Origin of the sequence: Pseudarthrobacter sp. PvP004 (assembly GCF_017876035.1) — a bacterium.
Taxonomy (GTDB): Bacteria; Actinomycetota; Actinomycetes; order Actinomycetales; family Micrococcaceae; genus Arthrobacter; species Arthrobacter aurescens_A.
In genome coordinates this window covers 799,454-812,264 of sequence record NZ_JAGINL010000001.1, presented here as the reverse complement: position 1 = coordinate 812,264, position 12,811 = coordinate 799,454, and the positions used below count along the sequence as shown (strand labels likewise).

General features: G+C 62.7%; 12 protein-coding genes and 1 tRNA gene. 8 read left to right on the top strand and 5 right to left on the bottom strand.

The features are described from left to right. Positions 1 to 2 precede the first annotated feature (2 nt). Genes thrC through argS form a run of 4 tightly spaced genes read right to left on the bottom strand, consistent with a single transcriptional unit; the run spans position 3 to position 5,542 of the window. Positions 3 to 1,106, bottom strand: coding sequence for a threonine synthase (gene thrC, locus J3A64_RS03660; protein WP_011775273.1), 1,104 nt, complete (start codon positions 1,104 to 1,106; stop codon positions 3 to 5). After that, positions 1,107 to 2,423 carry a homoserine dehydrogenase gene (locus J3A64_RS03655; protein WP_210063650.1) on the bottom strand — a complete coding sequence of 439 codons (1,317 nt, stop codon included), beginning with the start codon at positions 2,421 to 2,423 and terminating at the stop codon, positions 1,107 to 1,109. Further along, positions 2,416 to 3,888: a diaminopimelate decarboxylase gene (gene lysA, locus J3A64_RS03650; RefSeq protein ID WP_011775275.1), complete on the bottom strand. Its 1,473-nt coding sequence runs from the start codon at positions 3,886 to 3,888 to the stop codon at positions 2,416 to 2,418. The genes J3A64_RS03655 and lysA overlap by 8 nt, the downstream gene beginning before the upstream one ends. Before the next feature lie 4 nt (positions 3,889 to 3,892). Next, positions 3,893 to 5,542: an arginine--tRNA ligase gene (gene argS, locus J3A64_RS03645; protein WP_210063649.1), complete on the bottom strand. Its 1,650-nt coding sequence runs from the start codon at positions 5,540 to 5,542 to the stop codon at positions 3,893 to 3,895. A 234-nt stretch (positions 5,543 to 5,776) separates the two neighbouring features. On the opposite strand from argS, the gene J3A64_RS03640 reads away from it, so the two are divergent. From J3A64_RS03640 to J3A64_RS03615, 6 genes are all read left to right on the top strand, one after another. After that, complete coding sequence (locus J3A64_RS03640) at positions 5,777 to 6,271, top strand: hypothetical protein (protein WP_014922187.1); 495 nt, start codon at positions 5,777 to 5,779, stop codon at positions 6,269 to 6,271. Positions 6,272 to 6,276: 5 nt separating this feature from the next. Continuing rightward, complete coding sequence (locus tag J3A64_RS03635) at positions 6,277 to 7,149, top strand: FAD:protein FMN transferase (RefSeq protein ID WP_210063648.1); 873 nt, start codon at positions 6,277 to 6,279, stop codon at positions 7,147 to 7,149. Continuing rightward, a complete protein-coding gene (locus J3A64_RS03630) occupies positions 7,146 to 8,648 on the top strand; it encodes an FAD-dependent oxidoreductase (RefSeq protein WP_210063647.1) in 1,503 nt (500 codons plus the stop codon). Before J3A64_RS03635 ends, J3A64_RS03630 begins: the two co-directional genes overlap by 4 nt. A 109-nt stretch (positions 8,649 to 8,757) precedes the next feature. Continuing rightward, positions 8,758 to 8,830 (top strand) — tRNA-Arg (locus J3A64_RS03625). A 160-nt stretch (positions 8,831 to 8,990) separates the two neighbouring features. Beyond that, positions 8,991 to 10,031, top strand: a complete 1,041-nt coding sequence (locus tag J3A64_RS03620; protein WP_043470426.1) for a M4 family metallopeptidase — start codon at positions 8,991 to 8,993, stop codon at positions 10,029 to 10,031. Positions 10,032 to 10,111: 80 nt separating this feature from the next. After that, complete coding sequence (locus tag J3A64_RS03615) at positions 10,112 to 10,414, top strand: protealysin inhibitor emfourin (RefSeq protein ID WP_014922189.1); 303 nt, start codon at positions 10,112 to 10,114, stop codon at positions 10,412 to 10,414. 36 nt (positions 10,415 to 10,450) lie between these two features. Here J3A64_RS03615 and J3A64_RS03610 read toward each other — a convergent pair whose 3' ends face one another. After that, the gene (locus J3A64_RS03610; protein ID WP_011775282.1) at positions 10,451 to 11,419 is read right to left on the bottom strand and encodes a GlxA family transcriptional regulator; all 969 of its coding nucleotides are present in this window, start codon (positions 11,417 to 11,419) and stop codon (positions 10,451 to 10,453) included. An 81-nt stretch (positions 11,420 to 11,500) separates the two neighbouring features. On the opposite strand from J3A64_RS03610, the gene J3A64_RS03605 reads away from it, so the two are divergent. Both J3A64_RS03605 and J3A64_RS03600 read left to right on the top strand, forming a co-directional pair. Further along, on the top strand, positions 11,501 to 11,671 hold the full coding sequence (locus J3A64_RS03605; protein ID WP_014922190.1) for a hypothetical protein: 171 nt from the start codon (positions 11,501 to 11,503) through the stop codon (positions 11,669 to 11,671). Positions 11,672 to 11,818: 147 nt separating this feature from the next. Then, positions 11,819 to 12,811, top strand: coding sequence for a YafY family protein (locus J3A64_RS03600; RefSeq protein WP_014922191.1), 993 nt, complete (start codon positions 11,819 to 11,821; stop codon positions 12,809 to 12,811).

The window sequence follows — 12,811 nt, the reverse complement described above, 5'->3', positions numbered from 1 at the left end:
TCTTAGTTTTCTTCCAGTCCCAGTTCTGCGGCAACAGTGACGACGTCGTTCGGCACCTTGACGGGCTGCACGTCGCTGCCGTCTTCGGTGCGGAGGGCCCACTGCGGGTCCTTGAGTCCGTGTCCGGTAACCGTGATGACGATGGTTTTGCCCGACGGAACCTCGCCGGCGGCATGCTTCTTGATCAAGCCCGCGACACCGGCAGCGGAGCCGGGTTCAACGAAAACGCCTTCCTTTGCCGAAAGCCAGCGGTGAGCAGCCAGAATCTCGTCATCGGTGACAGCCTCGATCAGTCCACCGGATTCGTCACGGGCCGCAACTGCGGTTTCCCACGAGGCCGGGTTGCCGATGCGGATGGCGGTGGCAATCGTGTCGGGCTCGGTGATGGGGTGGCCTGCAACGAACGGCGCGGCACCGGCGGCCTGGAAGCCCCACATGACGGGCGTCTTGGTGGAAACAGCAGGAAGTGTTCCATTAGTGGTCTCGAAGGGCGCGGAGTATTCCTTGTAGCCCTTCCAGTAAGCACTGATGTTGCCGGCGTTGCCTACAGGCAGTACGTGGATGTCAGGGGCATCGCCCAAGGTGTCCACCACTTCGAAGGCACCGGTCTTCTGGCCCTGGATACGGGCCGGGTTGACCGAGTTCACCAGGAACACCGGGTAGGCCTCGCCGAGCTTCCGGGCGATGTCCAGGCAGTTATCAAAGTTGCCGTCAACCTGGAGCAGTGTGGCGCCGTGCGCGATGGCCTGGCTCAGCTTGCCCATGGAGATCTTGCCTTCGGGTACAAGCACAGCGCACTTGAGGCCTGCCGCAGTGGCGTAGGCCGCAGCCGAGGCGGAGGTGTTGCCGGTGGAAGCGCAAACAACAGCCTTTGCACCGGCTTCAACGGCAGCCGTCATGGCCATGGTCATGCCGCGGTCCTTGAAGGAACCCGTGGGGTTCATGCCTTCGACCTTCAGGTACACCTCTGAGCCGGTCAGCTCGGAAAGCTTCTGCGCGTGGACGAGCGGAGTGCCGCCCTCTCCCAGGGTGATGACCTTGGTGGCTTCCGTTACAGGCAAACGATCAGCGTATTCGCGGATTACTCCGCGCCATTGGTGAGCCACTTAGACCCCTTCTACCCGCAGAACGGATGTTACAGAATTGATGACGTCCAGGCCCTTCACGGCCTCGACGGTTGCTGCGAGTGCAGCTTCGGATGCACGGTGCGTCACGATTTTCAGCTCGGCCGACTCAACGTTGGAGGCTGAGTCGCGGTGGATCGTCTGGCGCATGATTTCGATGGAAACGCCGTTCTCCGCAAAGATGTGCGCAATCCGTGCCAGCACGCCGGCCTGGTCAGCGACATCCAAGCCGATGTAGTAGCTGGTGTTCGAGGCGTCGATGGCCAGCGCCGGAACGTGGCCCGTCGTGGTTTCCGTGCGGCCGGGGCCGCCCAACACCAAGCGCCGCGCAGCGGAGACGAGGTCGCCCAGCACGGCAGACGCCGTCGGGGTGCCGCCGGCACCCTGGCCGTAGAACATCAGTTCCCCGGCATTTTCCGCCTCGATGAAGACGGCATTGAAGGCTCCACGGACAGCGGCCAGCGGGTGTTCGCGCGGCAGGAGCGTGGGATGGACACGCACGGAAATGCCGCTGCCGTTGTCCGACGAGTCGATCTTCTCGGCAATTGCGAGCAGTTTGATGACAAAGCCGGCTTCCTTGGCGGAGGCGATGTCTGCAGCGCTGACCTTGGTGATGCCTTCGCAATAGACATCGTCCAGGGAGAAGCGGGTGTGGAACGACAACGACGCAAGGATCGCTGCCTTGGCTGCAGCGTCGTGGCCTTCCACATCGGCAGTGGGATCTGCTTCCGCGTATCCGAGGCGCTGTGCTTCGGCGAGGGCATCGGCGAACTGCGCGCCGGTGCTGTCCATCTGGTCAAGGATGAAGTTGGTGGTGCCGTTGACGATACCGAGTACGCGGGTGATGCGGTCTCCGGACAGAGAGTCACGGATGGGGCGCAGAATGGGAATGGCTCCCGCGACGGCGGCCTCGTAAGACAGCTGGACTCCGGCCTTGTCGGCCTCCTCGTAGAGAGTGGGCCCATCCTGGGCGAGCAAGGCCTTGTTGCCGGTAACGACGCATGCGCCGTTCTGGATGGCCGTCAGGATCAGTGATCGGGCAGGCTCTATGCCGCCCATGAGTTCGATGACCAGGTCTGCGTCCTTGACCAAGGTATCGGCGTCGGTGGTGAACAGTTCACGCGGCAGTTCGACGTCACGCGGCGAGTCGACAGTGCGGACGGCGATGCCGGACAGTTCCAGGCGGGCGCCGCTGCGGGCAGCGAGGGCCTCGGCGTCGTCAATCAGAATCCGCGCAACCTGGGCCCCAACGTTGCCACAGCCCAGCAGGGCCACCTTCAAGGTTCGCATTTCAGACATTCGCCACTCCCATGTCGCGGTTCAAGAGATCTTCTTCGGTTTCCCCGCGGACAATCAGCCGGGCGGCTCCGTCGCGTACAGCGACAACGCCAGGCCGGGCCAGGTAGTTGTAGTTGCTGGAGAGGGCCCAGCAGTAGGCGCCGGTACCCGGTACTGCGAGCAAATCACCGGCTGCCACATCCGCGGGCAGATATACATCTCTAACAACTATGTCGCCGCTCTCGCAATGTTTGCCCACTACGCGGGACAGCTGCGGAGCCGCCGAAGAGTTCCGGGAGGCCAGAATTGCCGAATAATCCGCGTCGTACAGCACCGGACGGGCGTTGTCGCTCATTCCGCCGTCCACCGACACATAGCGGCGCGGATACGTAACGTTCTCTTGCGTTTCTTCACCCTCAGGGGCGTCAACACGGACGGTTTTGAGCGTGCCGACTTCGTAGAGAGTGAAGGTTGTGCTGCCCACAATGGCACGTCCGGGTTCAATGGAGATACGCGGTGGCGTGATGTCCAGCTCGGCGCACTTGGAGCGGACGACGTCGGCCATTGCCTGCGCTATTTCCGCTGCCGGGCGGGGGGTGTCCACGGGGGTGTAGGCGATGCCGTAACCGCCGCCGAGATCCAGTTCGGGCATGACGATGGAATACTTGGCCTGCATGGCGGCGAGGAAGCCCAGGAGCTTTTCCGCTGCAACAGCAAAGCCATCGGGCTCGAAGATCTGCGAACCGATGTGGCAGTGCAGGCCAAGCAGCTCGATGCTGGCGTAGGAGGTTGCCGCGGCCACTGCTTCTTCGGCCGCGGACAGGCCGGCTTCCTCGGTGGAGTCTTCGGCCATGGAAAGGCCGAACTTCTGGTCTTCGTGAGCCGTGGCAATGAACTCGTGGGTGTGGGCGTGCACGCCGGGGGTCAGCCTCAGCATGACCTTGGCAGTTTCGCCGCGGCTGGAAGCGATCTTGGCAACGCGCTCAAGTTCATCGAGGCTGTCCACCACGATCCTGCCAAGCAGCATGTCCAAAGCGCGGTTGATCTCGGCGTCGGACTTATTGTTGCCGTGCAGGCCAAGGTTGGGACCTTCAATTCCCGCGCGTGCCGCAACAGCCAGCTCGCCGCCCGAACAAGTGTCCAGGCGAAGGCCTTCCTCAGCCACCCAGCTGGCCACTGCAGTGCACAGGAACGACTTCCCGGCATAGTAGACGTCCACTCCCCCGCAAATGTCGGCGAAGGCGGCATCAAAGGCGTCTTTGAATGCACGGGCACGGGCACGGAAGTCCGATTCACTCATGACGAACAGCGGGGTTCCGTACTGTTCCTTGAGCTCGCTGACGGACACGCCGTCGATGGTGACCTCGCCGGCGTCGTTCTTTTCAACCCCGGCCGCCCACATAGGTGCCTGCAAGGCGTTGAGGTCTTCAGGAACGGCCAACCACCCGGGAGCGAGCGGAGAAGCGTGTGCAGCGTCTGTGTTCATTTCCCTACATCCGTTCCGGCGCAGAAACGCCCAGCAGTTCGAGTCCGTTGGCGAGCACCTGGCTGGTGGCGTCGTTCAACCACAGACGTGTGCGGTTGACGTCGAGCACAGGTTCCTCGCCCTGCGGCGAGACGCGGCATGCGTCGTACCAGCGGTGATAGGCACCGGCGATGACCTCCAGGTGGCGTGCCACGCGGTGCGGTTCACGCAGTTCGGCGGCCTTTGCCACGATGGACGGATAGCTGCCCAGATAGGAGAGCAACTCGTTTTCGGTGGCGTGGTCCAGGAGTGATGCGTCAAAGACGGAGCGGTCCACGCCTGCTTCCGCAGCATTGCGGGCCGTGCCCCGCGACCGGGCATGAGCGTACTGCACGTAGAACACGGGGTTCTCGTTGCTGTGCTTCTTCAGCAGTTCGGGATCCAGCGTCAGGGGCGAGTCAGCCGGGAAACGGGCCAGCGAGTAGCGGACAGCGTCCTTCCCGAGCCATGAGATGAGGTCCTTGAGCTCGATGATGTTACCGGCACGCTTGGACAGTTTGGCGCCATTCACGGACACAAGCTGGCCGATGAGGACCTCAATGTTGACCTCGGGATCATCGCCCGCGCAGGCTGCAATGGCCTTCAGGCGATTGATGTAACCGTGGTGGTCCGCGCCGAGCAGGTAAATCTTCTCCGTGAACCCGCGGTCCTTCTTTGAAAGGTAGTACGCGGCGTCCGCTGCGAAGTAGGTGGGTTCGCCGTTGGCACGGATCATCACGCGGTCTTTGTCGTCGCCGAAGTCGGTGGTGCGCAACCAGACGGCGCCGCCGTCGTCGAATACGTGGCCCTGTTCGCGAAGGCGGGCGACGGCGGATTCGATCGCGCCGGCGTCGTGCAGTTCCTTCTCCGAGAAGAAGACGTCGAACTCTACGCCGAACTCAGCCAGCGTGGTCTTGATGTCTGACATCTGTGCCTCGTAGGCTGCGGCGCGGATGACGGGCAGGGCTGCCTCGTCTGTCAGTTCGCGGATGCCTGGGTGGGCTTTCAGCACTTCGTCGCCAAGTTCACGGATGTATTCGCCCGGGTAGCCACCCTCCGGTACACCACGGCCATGAAGGCGGGAAAGGACCGAGTTTGCGAACACGTTCATCTGCGAGCCGGCGTCGTTGATGTAGTACTCGGCGGTGACATCAGCACCCGAGGCACGCAGGACGCGGGCAATGGCGTCGCCAAGAGCGGCCCAGCGCGTATGTCCGATGTGCAGTGGACCAGTGGGGTTCGCAGAAACGAACTCCATATTGACGACTCGGCCTGCGAGCGCCTGGTTGGTGCCGTAGCTGGCTCCTGCTTCAACAATGGTCTTGGCGAGGGCGCCTGCTGTGGCAGCGTCCACTGTGATGTTCAGGAAGCCCGGACCGGCGATTTCCACTCCGGTAACGCCGGGAATGCCCTGCAGATGGTTGCTGAGGATTCCTGCGAATTCACGGGGGTTCATGCCGGCCTGCTTGGAGAGTTGCAGGGCGATGTTGGTGGCCCAGTCTCCATGATCCCGGTTCTTGGGTCGCTCCACTCGCACGGCGTCGGGCACGGCAGATTCCGTCAAGGCGATTTCGCCGGTAGAGACGGCGTCCTTTAGGCAGGCGGATATGGCAGCAGAGAGTTCTTCGGGAGTCACGCTTCTAGCCTACCGGGGGCCTGCAAAGTCGCGGAATTGAGGCTCCCGTATGTGGATAGTTGGACACAGCCCGCTCACAGGAATGGCTCTCTGGCAGCACAGACTGAACCATTACGCTGAATCCAACGTTGTGAACACGTAGGAGGTGGCCTTGTTGGTCATCCCGTTACACGCAGTATCCATTGATGAAAATGACCCTTGACGAATTCTTGTCCAGTTGAAACGAGCAGAACCATGACTACGCCACTCCGCAAGAGCCTCTACGTTGGTTTCGCCGGCCTCTCCATCATCGGAACCGCCGCGGCATGTGCCCCTACGACCCAAGCCCCCGCAACTCAGACTCCGGCTACCCAGGATGGCGGGCAGGCCGCAACCAACAGCCCGTCATCGGCAGGCACTTCATCGTCTGCTGCCGTCGCTTCCACCGGCGCGGCCACATACAAGGACGGGACGTACAGTTCCGACGGTACGTACACCTCGCCCAATGGGCTGGAAACGGTGGGTGTTGAGCTGACCTTGGCCGCGGACAAGGTTTCTGCCGTCAACATCACGGTCCACCCATCCAATCCGAATACCAAGAAGTTCCAGGGGGAGTTCGCCAGCGGTATCGCAGCCCAGATCGTCGGCAAGGACATCGACGAACTCAACGTTTCCAAGGTGGCCGGCTCTTCCCTGACGTCCGGCGGCTTCAACGAAGCCGTGGAACAGATTAAGTCCCAGGCCAAGTAGCAGCCATGCCGCACCCTGGCTGGAGCACCTTCAGCTTCGAAGGGATCGGTACGCAGTGGGAGATTTCGACGCCGGACAGCTTGGTACCCGCCGTCCGGCGCGAGGTGCTTGAAACAGTCGCGGCATACGACAAGACGTGGTCGCGGTTCAGGCCGGATTCCTTGGTGTCCGGCCTGTCCCGCGGTCCGGGCATCATCACGCTGCCGGAGCATGCGGTCGCCCTCCAGAAGCTATATTCGGTGCTGTATCGCCTCAGCGATGGTGCCATGACCCCACTCATCGGCAGCAGCTTGGAGCGTCTGGGTTACGACGCCGGCTACGCTCTTGTTCCGTCAGGAAATCCCCTCGCCCCGCCGCGGTGGGAAGACGTCCTCGATTGGACAGGCACGGACCTGGCCGCGAAAGAGCCGGTAGTTTTGGACGTCGGAGCAGCCGGGAAGGGCCAGCTGGTTGACCTGTTGGGCGAAATCCTGTTGGCAACGGATCACACTGACTTCCTGGTGGATGGCAGCGGCGACATGCTGCACGCGGGAAGCCACCCGGTCACCGTTGCGTTGGAGCATCCCTATAACCCCCGGCAGGCCATAGGAACGGTGGAGCTGAACAACTCCGCACTGTGTGCCTCTGCTTCAAACCGACGCACGTGGGGTGACGGTCTCCACCATGTCCTGGATGGAACGACGGGCGAGCCTATTCACACCACGGTGGCTACATGGGCCATGGCTGCGAGCGCCCTGGTTGCAGACGGACTTGCCACGGCATTGTTCATGCTTGAACCGGCTCGGCTGGAGGAGGAATTTGATTTCTCATGGCTTTCGGTGTCGTCGAGTGGTGTTGCCGCGTTTTCGACCGGTTTTGAGGGGAGACTGTTCACATGATTGCCGCTAAGTCGCGCCTGGACACTTGGTTGGGCCGCTTCACCATGTACCGCTTGATTCTCTGGGTGCTGGGCGTGCTGGTTGTCTACAGCATGGTCCTGAACATCCTGGGGTGGTTGACCTTCGGGCTCCCGGAGATGGCGGTACACCTTGTGCTTTGCTTGGGTGTGACCTATGCCTCCAGCCGGCTGCTCGCGCTGCTCTTCGACGTGAAGCCGCACACGGAGTCGTCACTTATTACCGGGCTGCTGCTCTACTTCCTGTTCTGGCCGGCCTTTGGCGTGATGGACATGGCGGGGGTTGCTTTGGCATGCGTGCTGGCCAGCGTGTCCAAGTATGCTCTGGCCTTCCGTGGGCGGCATATTTTCAACCCGGCCGCGGCCGGTGCGTTCATCACGGGCCTGACGGGGCTCAACATCGCCACGTGGTGGGCTGCCACGCCGGCCATGCTCTGGCTCTTGGTTCCCGGGGTGCTGCTTGTCCTGTACCGCACGCGGAAAATGCTGATGGCCGCCGTTTTCCTCGTGGCTGCCACCAGCATCATCACGGTAGAGCTCCTCAGCCGCAGCATGACATTGGGCCAGGCCTTGTGGCAGTCCTTGGCACAGCGCCCGTTGCTGTTCTTCGTGGGATTCATGCTCTCGGAGCCCCTCACCCTGCCTCCCCGTCGCTGGCAGCAGCTGGCGCTTGCCGCCGTCGTGGGTGTTGTCTTCGCCGTTCCCTACAACTTTGGTTTCATTGCCAACTCCCCGGAACTCGCGCTGTTGCTGGGCAATCTTTTGGCGTTCTTCCTGGGACAGCGCGGTGGCGTCCATCTGACGTTCAAGGGCTCGCGCCCCCTCACCCCCGCCAGTACTGAATTCAGGTTCGAGCCACAGCGGCCCGTGCGCTTTGCCGCCGGACAATTCATGGAGCTGAACCTGCCGCATGCCGGATCCGACGGCAAGGGGCGCCGACGGGTTTTCAGCATCACCAGCCCGCCCGGCGCGGCCGAGGTTACGTTCGGCGTGGGTACGGCCGAGCCCCTGTCTACGGCCAAGAAGGCACTGTTTGCGCTTCAGCCCGGGGACAGCGTTTCTGCAACGGCCGTGGGCGGAGACTTTGTTTTACCGCGCGACGCCGGGAAGCCGGTCCTGCTGATCGCCGCGGGTATCGGCATTACGCCTTTCCTGTCGCAGCTGGCGGCCGACGACGCCGCCCGCGACACCGTGGTTGTGTACCTCGCAAAGGGTCGCGATGAACTTGCGTGCGTGGAACAGCTGGAAGCCTCCGGCGCCAAAGTGTTGGCCCGGCTGGCGGACGGTTCCACTCCCCCGGAGTTCATGGTGGACGCCGGTACGTCCAGGATCGATGCCGCACGCCTCAAGGAGCTGGTTCCGGATATCGGGGATCGGGAAGTTTTCGTCTCGGGCTCCCCGGCGAGCGTGGACTCCCTGCGCGCTGCAGCACGTGGTGCAGGAGCGCGCCGGGTACATGTCGACTCATTCGCGGGCTACTGATCCGCGGGGTTCCGGTCCGGGCTCGCCGGAGGGGCGCCGGGTTTTCATTTGCGGCTCCGTGGCTGCTAAGCTCTAGGACGTCCCACCGGCAACGGAGGGAACCCTGGATGCCCTCGTAGCTCAGGGGATAGAGCGTCTGCCTCCGGAGCAGAAGGCCGTAGGTTCGAATCCTATCGAGGGCACAACGAATACCCCGCCAGTCCTGCTGGCGGGGTATTTTTTTGCGTGCCGGTTACCGACTATCAGTTGGGGGCTTGCCGGGCCCGAACCGCAATATTGTCCGTCCCTGATCCTAGGCTGATTCCAGTTGGTCATACCGATAGCCAAAGGGGTTTCACCGTGATGTGTTCAATTGTCCCGCCGTATATGCTGCGCAGGATTGCTGCCCGGAATGAACCAAGGCTTCGGGCGGTTGCCCGGGCCGCCAAGGAGTCCTTGCTGCACATCAAGGACCTGCAGGCCATCCGTACAGCCCCTATCCCCGCGGCACCGCCAAGCGCACGCCAAGCCAAACCGGGTCCGCCCAAGCGGACCATTTTCGACGCCGGCTCATCGGAAACCCTGCCCGGCCGCATTGTCCGCAAGGAGGGTGCCCCACCCGTCGGAGATGTCGCTGCGGACGAGGCCTACGACGGCCTCGGGAGCACGCACCGGCTGTACGGCGAGATTTTCGGCAGGGATTCCATTGACGATGCCGGGCTCTCCCTGGATGCAACGGTCCACTATGGGAAGCTCTACGACAACGCCTTTTGGGACGGCAGCCAGATGGTCTTCGGCGACGGTGACGGCCAGATTTTCCAGCGCTTCACCAAGTCCGTGAGCGTCATTGGCCATGAACTCGCCCACGGGGTTACGCAGTACACAGCCAATCTGGCGTATCGGAACCAAGCCGGAGCACTCAACGAGTCCATGTCGGACGTCTTCGGGGTCCTCGTCGAGCAGTATCTCAAGCAGGAGTCCGCAGGGGACGCCAGTTGGCTCATTGGGGAGGGCCTTTTCACCGAGCAGGTCCAAGGTGCCGCCCTGCGCTCCATGAAAGCACCGGGGACAGCTTATGACGACGACGTTTTGGGAAAGGACCCCCAGCCGGACTCCATGGATACGTACGTGCGGACGAGCGCTGACAATGGCGGAGTGCACATCAACTCCGGCATCCCCAACAAGGCTTTCTATGTTGTGGCCTCGGAACTCGGCGGCAAGGCTTGGGAGGCACCCGGCCAGATCTGGTACGGCACCTTGACCAGTGGGTCCCTGCCGGCAACCTGTACTTTTGGAAAGTTTGCCAAGACCACTCTTGCGACCGCTGAGGAACTTTTCGGTTCCGGGTCAGCTGAGCATGACGCCGTCCTGAAGGCGTGGGAGACTGTGAAGGTCAAGGTTTAGTCAGGTGGCGGGACCGGACAGTTCGCTCCGGTCCCTGCCGGTTGGCTGACTACAGAACGTCGAACGAGAAGCAGCCGGCCATGAAGATCACCGTCCAACGCAGTGGGGGAATCGCCGCGATGACACGCGTCTGGAGCGTGGATGCTGTGTCTCCCGATGAGAAGGAACGATGGGTTCCGATCGTGGAGGCCTGCCCGTGGGACGAAGCCAAAAGTCAAGCCCGGACACCCAACGAACCTGACCGGTTCATGTACTCCATCCGCGCAGGGCAACGCCGCGCCACTCTCCCCGACCGCGCCGTAACCGGGCCTTGGCAGGAACTGGTGGAATGCGCCCAAGCCGAAGGTTCGGAGTCACGGGGACGGCTCGGCAGCCGACGCTAAGAGCAGCCGCCTTCGTCGGGCAGCAGCCGCTGGGTTTCAGATGGCTTCTGCCAACTGTCCCCGGAATGCCCGCCTGTAGCTCTGTGGACTCGTGTCCAGCACTTTTGTGAAGTGGTGGCGCAGCAGGACAGAATGCCCGAACCCTGCAACACGAGCGATCTCGTCGATGTTCAGCTCAGTGGTTTCCAACAGTTCCTGCGCACGCAGCACGCGTTGCGAGTTCAGCCAGGCAGCGGGCGTAGCTCCGGTTTCCGCGCGGAAGCGCCGGGCGAACGTCCTTGGCGACATGTGGAGCCGTGCAGCCAACTCGTTCACGCTGTGTTCTTCGTCGAGGTGTTCAACCATCCAGCGAAGCAGTTCCTCCATGGGTGCGGAACCGCAACGGGGCATGGGCCTGTCAATGAACTGGGCCTGGCCACCGTCGCGATGCGGCGGTACCACCATGTCGCGTGCGATTGCAGCAGCCACGTTCGCCCCCAATTCCTCACGGACAAGATGGAGGCATGCGTCGATTCCCGCGGCCGTACCGGCGCTGGTGATGATGGTTCCGTCCTGCACGTAGAGGACGTTCTCGTCCACGATCGCGGACGGGTACCGGCTGGCCAGATCCTGCGAATAGTGCCAGTGCGTGGTGCAACGCCGTCCGTCCAACAAACCGGCGCGGGCCAGGGCATAGGCCCCGGAGCAAATGGACATCACCCACGCACCCCTGGCATGTGCTGCCCGCAACGCATCCATGACGGACTCGGGGACGTCCTGGTCCCGGCCGAACGGCGCCATGATGACGAGGTCTGCATCTGCCGCTGCTTCGAGGCCGAGGTTCACATGAAGCGACAGACCGGACTTCATGCGGACGTCACCCGGTTCCGGTGTTACCACCCGGAAATCGAAGGCCGGTACCCCGGCACCACGGTCAGATCGGTCGATGCCGAAGACCTCGAAGGCCGTACCGAATTCGAAGACCGAGAAGTTGGGTACAACAATCACCGCCACTGATTTCAACATACCTCCAGTGTGGCAGAAAATTATCTAAATGGGGCATTTCTGCCACTGTTTCTTGGAGTCCCACAAGAGCAGGCTTGAGACATGGAAATCTTCGGAATCATCCTCTTCATCGTCCTCATCACCGCCGTCGCAGCTACCGTTTCAGCCCTGTTGAAGGATGGACGCGGGCACAACCCGCCCATCAATTCCAAGGAACCCTGGAGCGCCTTCGACGCTCCGAGCAGCCCGTACTGGAACCCCCGCATCTACTAGGGGCATGCCAGGCGACTGCAAGGTCCACCAAGCCAATCCAACCGACGCCCGTCCGTTCACGGAATTCTGCAGGATTCCCCTGAACGGCGGGCGTCCCTATGTCTGCCCGACGCCCACCCGGGACGCCCATGGGCTAGATTCACTTGCATGATTCAAACGTCTGCCCGGCTCCTCCAGCTGCTGTCACTGTTGCAGGTGCGACGCGAATGGACAGGCCCGGCACTCGCTGATCGGATGGGCGTGACCGAGCGGACCGTCCGACGCGACATCGACAAGCTACGGAACCTTGGCTACCCCATCCACGCCTCCCCCGGGATCGCGGGCGGTTACCAGCTTGGTGCCGGCGCGCAGCTTCCCCCGCTGCTGCTGGATGACAATGAGGCCTTGGCTGTCGCCCTCGGTTTGAGTTCGGTAGCCGCCGGCCCGGTGGCAGGCATCGGCGAGGCATCCGTCCGCGCTCTGGCAAAGCTGGAGCAGGTCCTGCCGTCCCGGCTGCGCCCGAAGTTCGCCATGCTGAAAGCGGCCGTCACTACCCTTCCCAGCAATGCGGCCACCGTAGATCCTGAACAACTGACCGTCGTCTCGGCCGCGATATCGGACCGGCGCCAAATCACCTTTGACTACGTCAAGTCCGACGGCGAGTCAGCACGGCGGCTGGTGGAGCCCTACCGATTGGTGGACACGGGGCGTCGCTGGTACTTGGTGGCGTGGGATGTTGATCGGGAGGACTGGCGGACGTTCCGGGCCGACCGCCTCGCTTCCCTGCCGTCAGAACGAAAAAGATACACGCCCAGGCCCCTGCCCGCGGAAGACCTGGCAGCGTACGTCCAACAGTCGATCACCCGTTCGCCTTACAGATTCGACGTCGTGGTGCGGCTTCACGCGCCGCTGGGCGAGGTGGCCGCCGTCGTCAATTCCCAGTACGCGACGCTGACAGCCGACGGGCCGGAAGCCACCATCCTGCGGTCCGGATGGGATAACCTGGCTGCCCCGGCCGCCTATCTGGCCGCGCTGGACATGGACTTCGAGATCCTCGAGCCTGTTGAATTCACGACCTACGCCATGGAACTCGCGCACCGGCTGAGTGCGGCAGCCGGGACTGTGACGGACACAGCGGACGCCGAACCCCAGCCACAGTAG